Here is a 17782-nt window from a genome sequence, read left to right as displayed (position 1 = left end):
TCCGCGATGAATAAGGAGAAAGATATGAGGTCTGCAATGAGGAAGATGAATCGCCACGTCACAACGGCCCTGCTGGCAGCATGTTTAGCATTTTTCATCTGCGCTTCCGGAGCGATGGCGCAGGTGGAGACGGGCCGGTTCGTGGGGCGGATCACCGATCCCCAGGGAGCGCTTGTGCCGAATGCGGTCGTCAAGGCGACTAATCTAGGAACCAACATTGTGCAGACTGCCGCCACCAACTCCGGCGGAGAATACGTGATCACTCCCGTGCAGGCGGGAGTTTATAACCTGACGGTGACCGCCAAAGGTTTCTCGGTTGTCAGCACTTCAAACGTCGAGGTGCAGGTCGGGCAGATCGTTCGCGAGGACCTCGCTCTCCAGTTAGGGTCAGAGAATACGACGATCGATGTGACGGTTGAAACTCCACTGCTCAGCACCGACACGGCGACGATCGGCACCGTTATCAGCAATCATCAGCTGACCAGTCTGCCGCTGAATGGCCGCGGCTTCTTTCGCCTGGCGGAGTTGACTCCAGGTGCCGCTCTGCTGCCGCCGACCGGCAACTCGCTGGCGATTCGCCCCGAGGTCGTCGATGGAAATACGATCAGCGGTATTCGCGGCAGCGCCATCTCGTTTCTGCTGGATGGCGTGGATGTCAGTGAGCAGCATCAGGGCGGCACCTTCATCCAGACTTCTATCGACGCGCTGCAAGAGTTTAGCGTGCAGCAGAGCCCCTATTCCGCGGAATACAACCGTGGGGGCGCGTTCTTCAACGCCACCACCAAGTCCGGTACGAACAAGTTTCACGGCGGCGTATTTGAATTTATCCGCAATGACAAGTTGGACGCGCGCAACTTCTTCTCGACCACACGAGCCATCCTGAAGCGCAATCAGTTTGGCGGTGCCATTGGCGGCCCGCTATCGATTCCTCATCTGTACAACGGCAAGGACAAGACGTTCTTCTTCCTTGACTATGAAGCCCAGAGGCTTCGGCAGGGACTGGTCGTCAACAGCGTAGTACCGACCGATGCACAGCGAAATGGCGACTTCAGCGCTCCGGGGTTGAAGCCCATCTACGACCCGTTGACCACCGTAACCAATGGCACCAACACGACGCGCCAGCAAGTTAGCTGCAACGGCGTACTCAACGTAATCTGTCCGTCGCGGGTTCCGTCCCAGGCGGCGGCAGTTCTTGCTTACATTCCCCACGCGAACAGCGGTGCGACGAACTTCAAAGCCGTCCCGTCCCAGGCGATCGACTGGGACCAGTTCACCATACGCATCGACCATCAGATCAATTCGTCTAACCGGTTTTTCGGTCGCTGGGTGTACGTCAACAACCGCGAAGTAGACCCCAATGCCGCGCCATTGCTAAAGACCGCCTCTCTGACCTCAAATGGCCAGGACATCGCAGTCGGGCTCATTACGAATATCGGCGCCAATAAAGTGCAGGATTTTCGAGTTCACTATCTTCCCAGCCATGTGCTGCTCGCGGCATTCCTGCAAGGCCCTGACTTCAATGGTGAGAATGGCATTGCGGGATTCAGCGGATTGCTTCGACCCGGAACAGGAGGGTCGTTTCCGGACTATTCTTTCAGTGGTTACAGTGCTCTGCAGGGATCGGCCTTCGATCAACGCCCGAAATCGCAGGACCGCACGGTCTTTGAGCCAACGGATACCTTTACGATTCTCAAAGGAAAGCACTCTCTGAAGTTTGGAGTGTTGGTTCGCTACTATCAGTGGATTGGGTATGACAGTTCAAACTATGCGGGCATCTTCAACTTCACCGGCATTGAGACGCAGAATCCTACGGCAACCCCATCGAATCCTACCGGCGGCGATGCCTTTGCAGACTTCCTGTTGGGCTATCCTGCTTCTGTGGCGCGCGCCTATCCTGGGAACAACTTCGGTGGACAACGCTGGTATCACCAGTATTTTGCCCAGGACGACATCCGAGTGAATGGCAGACTGACGGTGAACGTTGGTCTTCGATATGAGTATTCGCCATGGCTGGATGGATATAAAGGACAGCTGGGCACATTCGATCCGTCCCAGGCCAAGCCGATCATCGTTGAAAGTCATACAGACAAAGTTGATCTTTCGTCCCAATACGCTGCACCTGCTGCTTACCAGTTTTTTGGCCAATACATTCAGACCAGCAGCCAGGCAGGTCTTCCCTATTCGATTACCTATACGGACCGTACCCAGTTTGGTCCGCGCATCGGATTTGCGTGGCGCCCACTCGGCAACGATACAGTTGTTCGTGGTGGCTTCGGCATCTTTTACGAGCCTGAAGGAACCGCGGGCCGCGTGAACCGCAATATTCTTCCGTTCCTGTTGTCGGAGACTGTCAACCAAACGCAGAACATCGTTCCAACACGTACGACTGGAAATTTTTTCCTTGGCTCGCAGCTCGGTTCAGCAACAGCGAATCCGTCGCTTTTGCCAACGCTGACCCATCTCAAGGTGGGCTCGAACCAGCATTACAGCTTCGGTGTGCAGCAACAGCTTTCGCCCAAGACGGTATTTGACATTACTTACGTTGGAAATCATGGAGTCCATTTGCAGAGCACAGATGACTTCAACGATCCTTCGCCCGGACCTGGTGGAGTACAGGGAAGACGCCCTTACCAACCGTGGGGAACGATTACCTACCAGTCGCAGGACCTTGGAACAACGTATCAATCGTTGCAGACCAAGATTGAACATCGCGCGGGCAATGGCCTGACCGGACTCATCTCGTACACATGGTCGAAGTTCATGCAGTCGAATCAATCGCCCTCAGTTGGCGGCAACCTTGGGTATGAGAGGACCTACTCTCCATACAACACGCCTCAGAATCTAGCAATCAGCGGGACTTATGAATTGCCCGTGGGGAGAGGCAGAAGGTATATGGGTAACAGCAGCAGATTTGTCGATGCTGCGTTAGGAGGATGGCAGGTTCAGACGATCATCGTTTTGCGTAGCGGAACTCCATACACTCCCGTGGTTTCGTCAGACAGGGCAAATACCGGTGTCGGATCACAGCGGCCAAATCTCAACCCGTCGGGAGGATCTTCGACATTTCATCGATCGCTGACGAGTTGGTTCGATAAGACGAAATATGTCGTGGCGCCGCAGTATACCTATGGAAACCTATTGGCCAACACACTTCAGTCCGATGCTTTCCGCCAGTATGATGCGTCCATCTTCAAGGACTTCGCGATGCCGGGAGAGTCTACCCTTTCTTTCCGCGCGGAGTTCTTCAACCTGCCGAATACGACCAGCTTCAATGCGCCAAGTTCAACGATTGATGCTTCATCCTGCTGTACGATCACCTCCACTTCCATTCCTTCGCGCGATATTCAATTCGCGCTGAAATATAACTTCTAACCAGAGAGGCCAACGACCGATGCACAAGCTTGCAATCACCCTGCTTTGTGCGGCTGCTATTCAAGCGGCCGCACAGGCTCCTTCAGCAAACCCGGTATCGATTCAGGTCGACCTTGCTAAGCCTGTGGGGGCGTATACGCCTATCTATCGCTGGTTTGGATACGACGAGTCAAACTACACAACGATGAAGTATGGCAAAGAGCTATTGGGAGAGTTGCACGATCTCAGTCCCGAGCCGGTCTACATCCGGGCACATCACTTGCTGACTTCAGGTAACGGAGTTGCCGAGTTGAAGTGGAGCTCCTCCAATGTATTCACGGTGGACGCAAACGGAAAGCCTGTCTACGACTTTACGATCACTGACAAGACCTTTGATGAGTTCCAGAAAGCCGGGGTCCGTCCGGTGGTGGAACTGGGCTTCATGCCGAAGGATCTGGCCGCTAAAGTTCCGGGAGTAAACGAATATCAGGTTCGTTATCCGAAAAATACAATATCCGGTGCCTCCAATAATCCGCCACGAGACTATGCGCTATGGGGAGAACTGGTGCGGAGATACACAGAGCATCTGGTGCAGCGCTATGGAAAGGATAAAGTCAGCACCTGGTATTTCGAGGTTTGGAATGAGCCTGATATCGGCTACTGGCATGGCACTCCCGAGGAGTATTACAAGCTATACGATTACGCGGTGGATGGCGTTCGTAAAGCTCTGCCGAATGCCATCGTAGGTGGGCCCGCGAGTACGGGGCCGGCTTCGGAGAAGGCATCAGCCTTTTTGAATAACTTTCTCAAGCATTGCCTGAACGGCAAGAGTGCAGTGAATGGAAAGGCTATACCGCTCGATTTCATTTCCTTTCACCCTAAGGGACACCCGACTGTCATCGATGGCCACGTCCAAATGGGGCTTGCAAATGAACTGAATGCCGCGGCAAAGGGTTTCAGCATTGTCGCGAGCTATCCAAAGTTCGCGCACCTGCCCATCATTCTTAGCGAAGCTGATCCTGAAGGATGCGCCGCTTGTTCGATGAAGGTCAACCCCGCCAACGCATATCGCAATGGACCGCTGTATCCGGCATATACCGCCACGGCAATTAAGTCATTGTTCGATCTACGAGATCAGTACAAAGTGAACCTGATCGCCATGTTGTCCTGGGCATTCGAGTTTGAGGGCAAAGAATACTTTGAAGGATTTCGGACCCTGTCTACGAATGGGATCGACAAGCCGGTTCTCAATGTCTTCCGCATGGCTGGCCTGATGTCGGGCGAGCGTGTCAGTACAAGCAGCACCGGGCAGATCCCTTTGAGCAACATCCTCAGTTCGGGAGTACGAAATGCCGACGATGTGGATGCTTTTGCGACGAAGGGCAACCGTGAGGCAGCAGTGATGCTTTGGGACTACCATGACGAGGATATTCCGGCTGCTGGCGCTGACGTGCAGGTCACGATCTCGGGAATTCCATCGAACATAAAGCGAGTGCTGTTGGAGCACTATCGAATCGACGAGACACACAGCAACTCCTACCGTGTTTGGAAGGCCATGGGATCGCCTCAGACGCCGACCGAGGCGCAATATTCGCAGTTGAAAGAAGCTGGGCAGTTGGAGCTTCTCAGTTCTCCAAAGTGGCTGGATGTGAACGATGGCAAGGTAACGATTGTCACTGCGCTTCCGCGACAAGCCACATCACTGATGCATCTGAAATGGTGATCAAGTGCCAATACTGGTAGGCAATGCCAGAAAGCATAAGCGGGTCGAGATACAGTGGTACTTTGTCGCGATGGTTACGGCGGCGATTGCCATCAGCTATTTCGATCGGCAGACCCTGCCTGTCGCCATATCCGCGATTCAGAAAGCGATACCGCTCAGTGACCAGCAGTTCTCGTGGTTACAGTTTGCGTTCCTGATTCCGTATGCCTTGTTGTATGTGATAGGCGGCAGGATGCTCGATGTCCTGGGAACGCGCCGCGGATTTCTGCTCATCATGCTTTGGTGGTCCATTGCATGTGCGCTTCATGGTTTGGCGACAAACTTTGCCTTTCTTTTAAGTGCGCGTTGCCTATTGGGAATGGGAGAGGGCGGAGCGTTCCCAGCAGCAACCAGGGTCGTCGCGGAGTGGATTCCCATGCACCAGCGCTCCACCGCCATGGGGATCATCAATGCAGGAACGGCTGTAGGGTCGGTATTAGCTCCACCCTTGATTGGCATCGTGTTGCTCACGAGCGGATGGCGAATGGTGTTCTTCGTGTCAGGAGCAATCGGGCTAATCTGGGTCCTATGGTGGTGGGCGCGCTATCAAGGAAATAACGACGCTTCCATTGGCACTCTCGATGCACGATTGATCGCTCAGCAGCTCTCGTTGTTGGAAATAGTCGGAATGCGCAAGGTACAGGTGCTTGTCTTTGCTAAATTTATGAGCGACTCGGCGTGGTACTTCTATCTCTTCTGGCTGCCGAAATACCTCTATGATATGCGTGGTTTCGACATTAAACACGTCAGCTACTATGCGTGGATTCCGTATGCGGCGTCAGGAGTAGGAAGCTTTCTAGGCGGTTGGTTATCGAGCGTGCTTCTGGTCAAGGGAAGGTCGCTTGATTTCTCACGAAAGATTGTCCTGGGAATCAGCGCTCTATTTATGCCGGTTGTAATGTTTGTGCCGCACGTTCCTGTGGGCTGGGCCTTGTTGCTGTTCAGCATTGCTTTTTTCTGCCAACAGTCATGGTCAGGACTCATCATGACATTACCTGCGGATATCTTTCCGTTGTCTGCAGTTGGAACTGTATCCGGGCTTGTTGGATTTGGCGGTGCCATTGGCGGTGCAGTCTTTGGCGTCGTCGCCGGTTTTCTACTGGGTCACGGGTTTGGATATGGAACGCTGTTTTACATCGTCGGAACATTTCACGTTATTGGTTTCCTTGCCATTTTATTTTTTGAAGGCAAGGTGCAGCCGCTTCGAGCACCAGATCTACTAACAAGCAATAGCTAATTACGAGTACTACAGAGAGCCTGCCATGAAGATTACAGAGGTACGTACGCGCGTCGTTCAATGGGAAGGCAAGACTACCCCGCTTCCTCCTCACTTTTGTACCAACCCGATGGACCTGGTCATGTTCCGCGAAGCCTCCATGGAGAATTTTGCGTTTCATGGATGGGTGCTCGTGGAAATCTTTACTGATGCGGGGTTAGTCGGCCTAGGCAATGCCGCACTGTCACCTCTTGTCACTAAAGCTTGTATCGATAACTATCTCAGGCCTCTCTTGATAGGAGCAGATCCGTGGGACGTAGAGTACCTCTGGCAGCAGATGTATCGACGGACCATGGCATTTGGCCGTACAGGTGTAGGTATGGTAGCCATCAGCGCCGTCGATATCGCCTTATGGGACCTGATGGGCAAGTCAGCGAAGCAGCCGGTCTATCGCTTGCTTGGCGGACGCACAAAGAAAAGGATTCCAGTCTACGCAAGCCGCCTGTACAGTATGCCGCTCAATGAGCTGCGTGTTGAAGCACAGCGCTATAAAGACCAGGGCTACAAAGCGATGAAGCTGCGCTTCGGATGGGGGCCGGTTGATGGCGCCGAAGGGATGCAGCGCAACATCGAGTTGTTGCGTACGGTACGCGAGGTTGTGGGAGATGGCGTCGACTTGATGGCTGATGCCTACATGGGATGGACGCTCGATTATGCGAAGCGCATGCTGCCGCTGCTGGAGCCATTTCACCTTCGGTGGCTGGAAGAGCCAGTTATCCCTGACGATACGCGCGGATACAAAGAGCTAAAGTCCTATGGCCGAGTCCCCATCGCAGGCGGTGAGCACGAGTTTACGGTCTTCGGTTTTCGTGAGTTGCTCGAGGCGAACGCCCTCGACTACATTCAGTTCGACACCAACCGGGTTGGCGGCATCAGCCAGGCTCGTAAAATTTTAGCGCTCGCAGAGTCGTTTCAGGTTCCGGTGGTCCCGCATGCGGGACAGATGCATAACTATCACGTTGTGATGGCCAGCCTTAACTCGCCGATGGCAGAGTTCTTTCCTCAGGTCGATGTCGAGGTCGGCAACGAACTTTTCTGGTACATCTTCGATGGCGAACCCACCCCGGTCGATGGCTGCATCGACCTTGACGACAACGTCGCGGGCCTGGGGCTTACCGTTAACGAAGAGTCCTTGAAACGCTTCAGGATTATCGAGTGAGATAGGGAGCAATCATGATTCGCCTTGTTCAAATCAGCAACGGGGATTCCCGTCGAGTCGCATTGGTCGAAGAACCCAACCTGCGTTGCCTTATAGGTGTAGAGAGCATTTATGAACTGGTGCGCCAATGTCTGCTGCATGGTGACACGCTGAGCAAGCAGGCGGTGGCGCTGGCACATGGAGAGGTATTGCAGTACGACTCAGTCTATGACGGTTCGTCCGACTGGCATCTGCTGCCGCCAATTGATGTGCCTGACGCCCCATCTCGACTAACGATCTCCGGCACTGGCTTGACGCACCTTGGAAGCGCAAAGGAACGGCAGGCGATGCACGCTGCAGACACCCAAAAACTATCCGAAGCGATGACGGACAGTATGCGAATGTTTCAGTGGGGAGTTGAGGGCGGCCGTCCTTCGCCCGGAGAGATAGGCATTGCGCCAGAGTGGTTCTACAAGGGCAACGGTTCCATGTTGAAAGCTCCGTTTGCTTCCCTGAGCATTCCTGCTCACGCCGAGGATGGCGGAGAGGAGGCCGAATTGGCAGGCATCTACATCGTCGGAGAAGACGGCGCCCCTTATCGCATCGGATTGACCGCGGGCAATGAGTTCTCTGACCATAGTTTTGAAAAGCGCAATTATCTGAATCTTGCCGGTTCGAAGCTGCGAAACTGCAGTCTGGGTCCTGAATTATTAATAGGTGGCAGCTTTCAATCAATTGCGGGAGAGGTTCGCATTGAACGCGAAGCGAAGACAATCTGGTCGAAGGGCATTGTTACGGGTGAAGAGAACATGTGCCACAGCCTCGCGAATCTTGAACATCACCACTTCAAGTTTGAAGGGCACCGCCAACCGGGAGATGTTCATGTGCACTTCTTCGGAGCACATTCACTCAGCTTCGGCGACGGTATTGTGCTCCAGGATGGAGACTGGATGGAAGTCCATTTTGAGGGATTCGGGAGACCTCTGCGCAATCCCGTTCGCGTAGAGAAAACAGATGAGAAAAAACTGATTACAGCGCATCCGCTTGCGTAATCAATCGGTAATAAGGAGCAGTTCAATGAGTAAGAGTGTAGCGATACTTGGCCTGGGTACTATGGGTGTCGGCATGGCGGCAAATCTGTTGAAGGCTGGATTCTCGCTGGCCGTCTATAACCGCACGCCCGAGAAAGCTAAGGCGCTGGTCGGCGACGGCGCGCGCCTTGCGTCGACCCCGGCGGAAGCCGTCCGGGATGCATCAATTGTCATCAGCATGCTCGCAGATGACGCAGCCTCGCGTGAAGTATGGATGGGCCACGACGGTGCACTTGCAGCGGTAAAAAAGGATACGATCCTCATTGAATCGAGCACGGTCAGCCCTGCCTGGATCGCTGAGTTTGCTGACGCCACCACAACAAAAGGAGCGAAGCTGCTGGATGCCCCTGTAACGGGTAGCCGAATCCAGGCAGCCTCTGGTCAACTTTCATTCCTTATAGGCGGTGAAGAGGCAACTTTGGAAGCGGCGACGCCGGTGTTGAAGGCAATGAGTAAAGAGATCATTCATCTTGGACCTGTTGGAAGTGGCGCCAGGATGAAATTGATTAACAATTTTCTCTGCGGTGTGCAGATCGCATCGTTGGCCGAGGGATTGACATGGATTGAACGCAGTGGTCTGGACGGGGAGAAGGCGCTGGCGGTCCTCAAAGCCGGTGCGCCGGGAAGTCCTCTACTCGGTGCTATTTCGGCAAGGATGACAGCACACGATTACTCCGTGAATTTCTTATTGAAGCTTATGGCGAAGGATCTACGATATGCAGAAGAGGACGCGGCACACAGCAAGGTAAGTCTCAAAACGGCTGAGGCGGCACGGTCTCTCTTTGATACAGCCGTGGCAAAAGGTTTTGCTGACAAAGATATGTCGTCGGTGATTGAGCCGATACGCAGTAAATAGCCGCCACACAAATATCTCTGGAAAAGGGTAGCGAAGGTCCGCGCAAGGAAGAATTTAACGCGTTGCTGGCCTGGGGAGCCTTCTATTGCGTCTATGTGGCGCCTCTGGGTGGAGTGCGATTGGCGCAGTGTATGTGGATTCTTCAAAGCTAACCCAAATGAGAAATGGCGGAAGAGGAGGGATTCGAACCCCCGATACCCTTTCAGGTACGCCAGTTTTCAAGACTGGAGCCATCAACCACTCGGCCACTCTTCCTCTTTGAAGTTTAGTACGCGATTGGCCGCCAGCGCAAAAGAGACGTCAATTCAATGATCGATATGGATCCAAGCGGTTGCCCTGGAACGCGTGATCAGCAATCCTTGCCAAACTATGACGCTTCTGCCTCCCCTCATCATTGGAGGGGGGAACTGAAGTGAAACGGTTCCTCAGCACTGCCCATACAGCGAGTAAGGGATTCCAGCAAGTTCCCGCTCGAAACATGTATCTTTATTGCCAGATAGATGAGACCGGTCGAGACCTGAATCCTGGAGACCGGCGACTCGAAAGAAAACATGCATACTGGGACTAAGGGGAAGGTAGGAGCGGAGCGGTGAGAACCAATGCAGTCAATTTGTGGTGCGTCTATGCGTTAACCTTCCTCGTTCTCGCGACTCCGGCAAATTCATGGTCACAAACACCTTCGGCCGCCAATTCAGGATCGGACTCTGCGGACGCTTCGCTTGTCCCGGGACATTTTGTCGACACCACAAGTGCCAGCGGCATTAAATTTACAGGCGTAGCCTCGCACACTTCAAAGAAGTACCTGATTGAGACGATGGGGTCAGGTGTCGCTGTCTTTGACTACGATAATGACGGGTTGCTGGATATCTTCTTCGCGAATGGCGCTCCTCTCTCCGATCCGACGCCGCTGGGAACGATCCCCCAGAAGAAGAGCGAGAAAGACTGGAACCGGCTTTACCATCAAAAGAAAGATGGAACCTTCGAGGACGTCACCGACAACGCCGGCCTCAAAGGCGTTGGCTACGACATGGGCGTCGCTGTGGGGGATTATGACAATGACGGATACGAGGACCTTTACGTAACCGGGTATGGCGGCAATCACCTGTACCACAACAACGGCAACGGAACCTTCACGGATGTGACCGAAAAGTCCGGCACCGGCGGAAGTGGATGGTCGACAAGCGCAGCCTGGGTCGATCTCGACAACGATGGCCTGCTCGATCTGGTCGTATTGCGTTACATGAAATGGGACTTCAACGATATCTGGTGCGGAGAGCATCGCGAAGGCTACCGCGCATACTGCCATCCCGACACGTTCCCCGCGATTTCGCCTCTGGTCTATCACAACGACGGCAACGGACACTTTACTGAAGTCGCGCAGAAGATTGGCATGGGCGCGCCGGGCAAAGGACTCGGCATCGCCATCGCCGACTTCAATAAGGACGGCAAGATTGATGTCGCGGTGGCGAACGATTCCATGCTGGAGTTTCTCTATCAGAACAAGGGCGATGGCACCTTTGAAGAGACGGGATTGACGGCGGAGACCGCTGTCGATGGCGATGGCCGCACCTACGCCGGCATGGGCATCGATTTCCAGGATTACAACAACGATGGACTCCCTGACCTTGTCGTCACTGATCTTGCCAACCAGAAGTACGCACTCTATCGCAACAATGGCGACGGCAGCTTTACCTATGACAGCTACGTCTCCGGCATCGCTGGGATCACTCTGTTGCACTCCGGCTGGGGCATTCACTTTCTCGACTACGATAACGATGGCTGGAAGGACCTGCTGATCGCGCAGGGGCACGATCTGGATACCGTGCAATTGAGTTATCCGCAGTTGCACTACAAAGAGCCGATGATGCTGATACGAAATACCGGCAAAAGATTTGTCGATGTCTCCAGCGAGTCGGGAAGCGTTTTTCAGCAGCCGTGGGTCAGCCGTGGCATGGCCGTCGGCGATCTGGACAACGACGGCCGGGTGGATGCAGTCGTCAGCACCAATGGCGGGCCCGCGCACATTCTTCACAACGAAACCGCGACCCGGAACCACTGGATCTCCTTCTATCTGGTCGGGCACCGCAGCAACCGCGACGGCATTGGTGCGGTCATCAAGGTGACCACCTCAAAGGGTGCGCAATCTGTGACGGTAACGACTGCAGGAAGCTATCTCTCGTCCAACGACAAGCGCGCACATTTTGGGCTCGGCACAGATACTGTCGCCACAGAGGTCGAAATTCATTGGCCCAGCGGCATCGTTCAGAAGCTGGAGAATGTGCAGGGCGACAGGATTTTGAAGGTCGACGAGCCGGACAAGCCCGCAGCCCCCGCGGGCAATAAATCAGAGAAATAGAAGCAACCTGCATCATTCGCTGATGCAGGTTCTGAAGGAATCGAACAGATCCCCATAAGTCGAATGGCTTCACCCATACCTAGGCGAAGCCATTCGCTTTACAAGCGTATCCAGACTGAGATTTCAGGCTACCTGACTGGCGTTCCCCTGCCCGTAAGCTGACGAATCAGGTCGACCTCATGCTGCCGGTAAGGAGTATCGTCCTGGCGAAAAACCTCATGGAACCAGATCGTAGGCTGCATCAGCACATAAGGTCGCTTCCACGAGTCCCACGGCAGATAAGTCTGCGTCTTGCCAGCCACCAGTCCCCAGTTGATTGCCGCAACGTTGTACTTCTTTGCGATGGGCAGGGAGCCGTCAAAGGTGCTGCCCGCGCCACGCGCCATGTACTCGGTGCAGAGGATCGGACGATGCTGTGGTTCCAGCTCCTTGATGCGTGCCTCGAACTCCTCCGGCCAGCCATAGTTGTGGAACGAGATCACATCCGATTGGGCAAGCTGAATCTTCGTTGTAGCGCTCTCCTTCGCAGCATCGGACCAGTTCCCGGTCCACACGCCACTCGTAAGCGGCTGCGACGGATTCTCCGCGCGGGCCCATGCAAACGCCTTGGGCAGCAGCTCATCGACACGCTTCACTTTTGCTGGAACATCTGCCTCGACATCGCCGCCCTGATTGTCCGGCTCGTTCCACACGTCCCAGCCGAGGATGCGGTCATCGTTGGCGAAGGCTCCCACCACACCTTGAACATACGCCTTTAGCTTCGGCTCATACGAACGGTCGAGCAACTCACGCTTTCCGGGACTCTGCACCCATCCTGAGTTGTGGACTCCCGGAATGGGCGGATGTTGCGGGCCGAGATGTGGATCGGTCTCCCAGCATGAGTCGAACAATACCAGCAGCGGCCGGATGTGATGTTTTGCCGCAATACTCAAAAAAGTGTCGAGCCGCTTTTTGAAGCCCTCGGGATCCTGCTGCCAGAGCTGGTCCTGCAGAAACACTCGCATCGTGTTCATCCCGATCGACTCGCCGAGCCCCAGCTCCTTGTCGTTCAGTGCAGGATTGAAGGTCGCTGCCTGAAACATCTCAAGCTCATTGATAGCGTCGGACGGAATAAAATTCGCGCCTACCAACCAGGGCTGCTTAGCGTACCAGTCGTTCGCTTGTTTTTCAGTCCAACGCGGGCGCCCCTGACCCAGAACAGAAACAGTCTCTAACAGGGCGAGACCCAGAACGAGAGCAAATTTGAGCTTCATGGCGAAACCTTTCAAAGGCAATGAAATAGGTTGAATGATCTCCGGTCCTCATCATATAGGAATCGAATGAAATCGGTTACATAGTTCATTTGTCTATACTTACCGTTAGCCGACCATTCGCGGAGGAACGAACCACAGCATGAAGGACACTTTTTCGTCAGGCAAAGCAGCAAATGTCGAGCAGTCATCCAACCTCATCACGCGTCGCCAGATGCTGCAAGGCTCAGGATTGTTGTGCGCTGCCGCGCTCACCTCCTCGCCGCTCTTCGCTGCGTCACCCGCTTCCACTTACGACGGGCGGCCTGTTCCTGCAGAGAGAAAATTTACCAGCCACGCCATCGAAGCAGCGATCGTCCGTACGAAGAAGCAGATTGCCGATCCGCAGTTGGCTGGCATCTTCGAGAACTGCTTTCCGAATACTCTCGACACCACCGTCTCTCCTTCCACCATCAACGGAAAGCCCGACACCTTCGTCGTTACCGGCGATATTGATGCCATGTGGCTGCGCGACTCCTCGGCGCAGGTGATGCCCTACCTCCCTTTCGCAAAAGAAGATGCAGCCCTCTCGCTTCTGCTCGAAGGTGTCATCCGCCGTCAGGCGAGCCTCATCCTCATCGACCCCTATGCGAATGCGTTCATGCCAACGGTATCGAGCCCGCCGCTCTCCTGGTCTCTGCACGATGACACCGACATGCACCCCGGCGTAGGCGAGCGCAAATGGGAGATTGACTCCCTCTGCTATCCCATCCAACTTGCCCACTCTTACTGGAAAGCCACTGGGAACACCGCGCCCTTCGACGAGACCTGGAAGCAGTCTGCACACGCCATCGTCCGCACCTTCCGCGAGCAGCAGCGTAAGACGAACCATGGTCCCTATCATTTTCAACGTCCAGCTGCATCGCCGACCGATACGCTTATGCTCTCCGGCTATGGAAATCCCATCCGTCCTAATGGCCTGATCTGCTCGATGTTCCGCCCCTCCGACGATGCCTGCATCTATCCCTTCTTCATCCCGGCCAATCTCTTCGCCGTCGCTTCGCTCAGAAAACTTGCTGAGCTAGCGGGCGCGGCATCCGACCAAAAACTCGCGTCGGACTGCAATGCCCTGGCCGCCGAAGTAGCAGACGCCGTCGCGCGCCACGGCATTGTCGAACACCCGACACACGGCAAAATCTATGCGTATGAGGTCGACGGCTACGGCAACCACGTCTGCATGGACGATGCTAATGCGCCCGGCCTCCTCAGCCTGCCCTTCCTGGGGGCCTGCTCCATCTCCGATCCTCTTTATCAGCGCACTCGCGGCTTCGCTCTCAGCAAGGACAACCCTTACTTCTTCCAGGGCAAAGCGGCAGAGGGCATCGGCGGTCCGCACATCGGCCTCGGCTACATCTGGCCCATGTCGATTCTCATTCGCGCCTTCACCTCGAATAGCGACGCTGAGATTCGCCAATGCATCTACACCCTGCGCAATACGACCGGCGGCAAATACTTCATGCATGAGTCCTTTCAGCAGGACAATCCCAGGGACTTCACCCGCGCCTGGTTTGCCTGGGCCAACACGCTCTTCGGCGAACTCATCCTAAAGCTCGCTACCGCTCACTCTCCACTCCTGCGCGAAGATTTCAGTGTAAGAACATAAATACTAATTCCAAAGCGCATAAGTTTTCGGAATGACTTGAGAACGCCAAATCATCAAGTGTCGCTCGTCATAAAATAGCCGTACGTTTTGGAGAGCAACGCGTCATGTCGACTCTGTCACCCTTTGTCCTTCTTCCCAGTTCGCACGCACGCACTCAGGACCAATTTCCCACGGCCTCCGAACTTGAAAGACAGCTACGCGCCAAAATTCGTGGCGAAGTCCGCTTCGACGCCGCCTCTAAAGCGGCATACTCTACAGACTCTTCCAACTATCGTCACATTCCGATCGGTCTCGTCATCCCCCACGACGAGCTTGATGTCATCAACACCGTAGCCATCTGTCGGAGCTTCAATGCCCCTATCCTCTCTCGTGGCGGGGGGACCTCGCTCGCAGGTCAGTGCTGCAATGCCGCCGTCATCCTCGACTTTTCGAAGTACATGAACAAGATGGGCCTGGTTGATCCCGTCGGTCGGACGGTCCATGTTCAGCCCGGCATCGTTCTCGACCGCGTCCGCGAAGCGGCGGAGAAGTTCGAGCTTACCTTCGCGCCTGATCCTGCGACGCACAGCCGTTGCACGCTCGGCGGCATGATCGGCAACAACTCCTGCGGCGTCCACGCTCTGATGGGCGGCAAGACCGTCGATAATATTGAGTCGCTCGACCTTCTGCTGTACGACGGAACCCGTCTCACCGTAGGTTCCACGACAGAGACCGAACTGGAGAACTATATCGCCGCTGGAGGCCGCATCGGCGGCATCTATGCTGGACTCAAACGCCTCCGCGACATGTACGCTGCACTTGTCCGAAAAGAATTTCCTCGCATCCCCCGCCGTGTCTCCGGCTTTAACCTCGACGAGCTGCTCCCCGAGAACAATTTCAACGTAGCTCGAGCGTTGGTAGGCAGTGAAGGCACCTGCGCCATCATCCTCGGGGCCACGTTGAGGCTCATGAAGAGTCCGCAGTATCGAACGCTCGTCGGCGTGGGCTTCGAAGATATCTTCATCGCCGCCGATCACGTGCCCCAACTTCTCACCCACAAGCCCATCGGCCTCGAAGGCATGGATGGCCATCTCCTCGACGCGCTTCGTAAAAAGCACAAGCTCGAAGACGATCTCTCACTGCTCCCCGAAGGCCGCGGCTTCCTCCTCGTCGAGTTCGGCGCCGACAGCCAGCCCGACGCTGACCAGCACGCCAAAGACTTCGCTGCCACATTAAAGAGTCTTCCTGCCAAATCTACCTGCCGCATCTACAACGCCGACGAAGCCCACCGAGTCTGGGTCATTCGCGAGTCCGGTCTCGGAGCCACCGCCGTTGTCCCAAACCAGCCCATGCGCTGGGAGGGCTGGGAAGACGCAGCCGTCGATCCCGCGCAGGAAGGCTCCTATCTCCGCGCCATCGATGCGCTGATGCGCGAGTTCAACTACACCAGTCCCATGTACGGCCACTTCGGCCAGGGCTGCGTCCACATGCGCTTCAACTTCGACTTCGAAAGCGAAGCTGGAGTGCTCGCTTTTCGAGAATTCATCGACCGCGCCGCCGATCTCGTCGTCGCTCACGGCGGCTCGCTCTCGGGCGAACACGGCGATGGTCAGGCCCGCGCCGCACTTCTTCCCAAGATGTATGGCCCCGAGCTCATGCAGGCCTTTCGCGAGTTCAAGCAGATATGGGATCCCGACAATCGCCTCAACCCCAGCAATCTTGTCGATCCGCACCAGCCCCACGAAGACCTTCGCCTGGGCGCAGACTACAAGCCCTGGCAGCCTAAAACCCACTTCGCCTACGCCGAAAACGATGGCTCCTTCGCCGCTGCGACTCTGCGCTGCGTCGGCGTTGGCGCCTGTCGTAAGCAGGATGCCGGAACCATGTGTCCCAGCTTCATGGCCACTGGCGAAGAACTCTATTCCACCCGCGGCCGCGCTCATCTCCTGTGGGAGCTGATGCAGAAAGAAGTCCTTCCCGGTGAATGGAAGAACGATCAGGTCCGCGAATCGCTGGACCTCTGCCTGTCGTGCAAGGCTTGCAAGAGCGAGTGCCCCACCAGCGTGGACATGGCCACTTACAAGGCTGAATTTTTGTCGCATCACTACGAACATGCCTCGCGCCCACTCTTCCACTACGCCTTCGGGCGCATCGACCGCTGGGCTCGCCTCGCCTCCATCGCTCCCGGTTTCGTCAACGCCATCAACAACGCGCCTCTGATCCGCAACATCATCAAATCCACTCTCCACATTCACGGCAAACGAACGATGCCGCGCTTTGCCAAGCCCTTCATGCGCGAGCGAAAAAAGTCCCAGCCTGAAACCGGTAAAGATGTTTTTCTCTGGGCTGACACCTTCAATAACTACTTTCATCCCTCGACGATGCGAGTTGCTTACGATGTCCTCACTGACGCAGGTTTCCGCGTCGGTTTGCCCTCGCAGCATCTCTGTTGTGGACGCCCGCTCTACGACTTCGGCATGTTGGACACGGCAAAGGAATATCTCCTGAAGATTCTCGATGCTCTCGCTCCGCAACTGGCAGCCGGAACTCCCATCGTCGTCCTCGAGCCAAGCTGCGCCTCGGTCTTCCGCGACGAGCTGACCAACCTGTTTCCAAATGATCCTCGCGCCGCAAAACTACGCGATCAGACTCTCCTCCTCAGCGAGTTCCTCGTAAAGCATGCGCCTGATTATCGTCCTCCGCAGATCGATAAGAAGATCGTCGTTCATGGCCACTGCCATCACCACGCCACACAGAGTATGAAGGACGAGATGCAGATTCTGCGCGCTACCGGAGCCGATGTTCAGCTTCTCGATTCCGGTTGCTGCGGCATGGCTGGTCCTTTCGGATTTGAAGCCGACAAGTACGAGGTCTCGCAAACCCTCGGCGAGCGAGTTCTTCTCCCCGCCGTTCGCAGCAACAAAGAGGCGATCATCGTCAGCGATGGGTTTAGCTGCCAGGAGCAGATCACGCAAAACACCTCCGCCAAGCCCATGCACCTGGCCGAGGTTCTGGCGCAAAGCCATCAACGATAGCTCCGATATCCTCGAAAATTGCTCAAATTGCACCGATCATGACGTG

Annotated in this window: 10 protein-coding genes and 1 tRNA gene; 9 read left to right on the top strand and 2 right to left on the bottom strand. The window is 55.3% G+C overall.

Annotated elements, in window-relative coordinates; translation table 11 throughout:
• The first annotated feature begins 36 nt into the window (after positions 1 to 36).
• From VMU57_RS11030 to VMU57_RS11005, 6 genes are read left to right on the top strand one after another with little or no spacing between them, the layout of a single operon-like run.
• Positions 37 to 3372 carry a TonB-dependent receptor gene (locus tag VMU57_RS11030; RefSeq protein WP_325383344.1) on the top strand — a complete coding sequence of 1112 codons (3336 nt, stop codon included), beginning with the start codon at positions 37 to 39 and terminating at the stop codon, positions 3370 to 3372.
• A 19-nt stretch (positions 3373 to 3391) separates the two neighbouring features.
• A complete protein-coding gene (locus VMU57_RS11025; protein ID WP_325383343.1) occupies positions 3392 to 5074 on the top strand; it encodes a GH39 family glycosyl hydrolase in 1683 nt (560 codons plus the stop codon).
• Positions 5075 to 5078: 4 nt separating this feature from the next.
• Positions 5079 to 6350, top strand: a complete 1272-nt coding sequence (locus tag VMU57_RS11020; RefSeq protein ID WP_325383342.1) for an MFS transporter — start codon at positions 5079 to 5081, stop codon at positions 6348 to 6350.
• A gap of 25 nt (positions 6351 to 6375) precedes the next feature.
• On the top strand, positions 6376 to 7548 hold the full coding sequence (locus tag VMU57_RS11015) for an L-rhamnonate dehydratase (RefSeq protein WP_325383341.1): 1173 nt from the start codon (positions 6376 to 6378) through the stop codon (positions 7546 to 7548).
• Between the two features lie 14 nt (positions 7549 to 7562).
• The gene (araD1, locus tag VMU57_RS11010; RefSeq protein WP_325383340.1) at positions 7563 to 8579 is read left to right on the top strand and encodes an AraD1 family protein; all 1017 of its coding nucleotides are present in this window, start codon (positions 7563 to 7565) and stop codon (positions 8577 to 8579) included.
• Between the two features lie 25 nt (positions 8580 to 8604).
• Positions 8605 to 9474: an NAD(P)-dependent oxidoreductase gene (locus VMU57_RS11005; protein WP_325383339.1), complete on the top strand. Its 870-nt coding sequence runs from the start codon at positions 8605 to 8607 to the stop codon at positions 9472 to 9474.
• Between the two features lie 165 nt (positions 9475 to 9639).
• Here the strand turns inward: VMU57_RS11005 and VMU57_RS11000 are convergent.
• A tRNA-Ser gene (locus tag VMU57_RS11000) sits at positions 9640 to 9729 on the bottom strand.
• Between the two features lie 334 nt (positions 9730 to 10063).
• Between VMU57_RS11000 and VMU57_RS10995 the strand changes: the two genes are divergently transcribed.
• Positions 10064 to 11830 carry a CRTAC1 family protein gene (locus VMU57_RS10995; protein WP_325383338.1) on the top strand — a complete coding sequence of 589 codons (1767 nt, stop codon included), beginning with the start codon at positions 10064 to 10066 and terminating at the stop codon, positions 11828 to 11830.
• Between the two features lie 128 nt (positions 11831 to 11958).
• On the opposite strand, the gene VMU57_RS10990 is transcribed toward VMU57_RS10995, so the two are convergent.
• Complete coding sequence (locus VMU57_RS10990; RefSeq protein ID WP_325383337.1) at positions 11959 to 13083, bottom strand: cellulase family glycosylhydrolase; 1125 nt, start codon at positions 13081 to 13083, stop codon at positions 11959 to 11961.
• Between the two features lie 139 nt (positions 13084 to 13222).
• Between VMU57_RS10990 and VMU57_RS10985 the strand changes: the two genes are divergently transcribed.
• On the top strand, positions 13223 to 14722 hold the full coding sequence (locus VMU57_RS10985) for a glycoside hydrolase family 125 protein (RefSeq protein WP_325383336.1): 1500 nt from the start codon (positions 13223 to 13225) through the stop codon (positions 14720 to 14722).
• A gap of 104 nt (positions 14723 to 14826) precedes the next feature.
• Positions 14827 to 17736 carry an FAD-binding and (Fe-S)-binding domain-containing protein gene (locus VMU57_RS10980; RefSeq protein WP_325383335.1) on the top strand — a complete coding sequence of 970 codons (2910 nt, stop codon included), beginning with the start codon at positions 14827 to 14829 and terminating at the stop codon, positions 17734 to 17736.
• The last annotated feature ends 46 nt before the right edge of the window (positions 17737 to 17782 follow it).

Origin of the sequence: Edaphobacter sp., assembly GCF_035532915.1 — a bacterium.
GTDB lineage: Bacteria > Acidobacteriota > Terriglobia > Terriglobales > Acidobacteriaceae > Edaphobacter.
Note: the sequence above shows the minus strand (reverse complement) of the source record. Positions and strands in the feature narration are given on the sequence as shown.

Coding starts and splice junctions, on each gene's coding strand:
- VMU57_RS11030 (WP_325383344.1), top strand. CDS start 37: ATGAGGAAGATGAATCGCCACGTCACAACGGCCCTGCTGGCAGCATGT.
- VMU57_RS11025 (WP_325383343.1), top strand. CDS start 3,392: ATGCACAAGCTTGCAATCACCCTGCTTTGTGCGGCTGCTATTCAAGCG.
- VMU57_RS11015 (WP_325383341.1), top strand. CDS start 6,376: ATGAAGATTACAGAGGTACGTACGCGCGTCGTTCAATGGGAAGGCAAG.
- araD1 (WP_325383340.1), top strand. CDS start 7,563: ATGATTCGCCTTGTTCAAATCAGCAACGGGGATTCCCGTCGAGTCGCA.
- VMU57_RS11005 (WP_325383339.1), top strand. CDS start 8,605: ATGAGTAAGAGTGTAGCGATACTTGGCCTGGGTACTATGGGTGTCGGC.
- VMU57_RS10990 (WP_325383337.1), bottom strand. CDS start 13,083: ATGAAGCTCAAATTTGCTCTCGTTCTGGGTCTCGCCCTGTTAGAGACT.
- VMU57_RS10985 (WP_325383336.1), top strand. CDS start 13,223: ATGAAGGACACTTTTTCGTCAGGCAAAGCAGCAAATGTCGAGCAGTCA.
- VMU57_RS10980 (WP_325383335.1), top strand. CDS start 14,827: ATGTCGACTCTGTCACCCTTTGTCCTTCTTCCCAGTTCGCACGCACGC.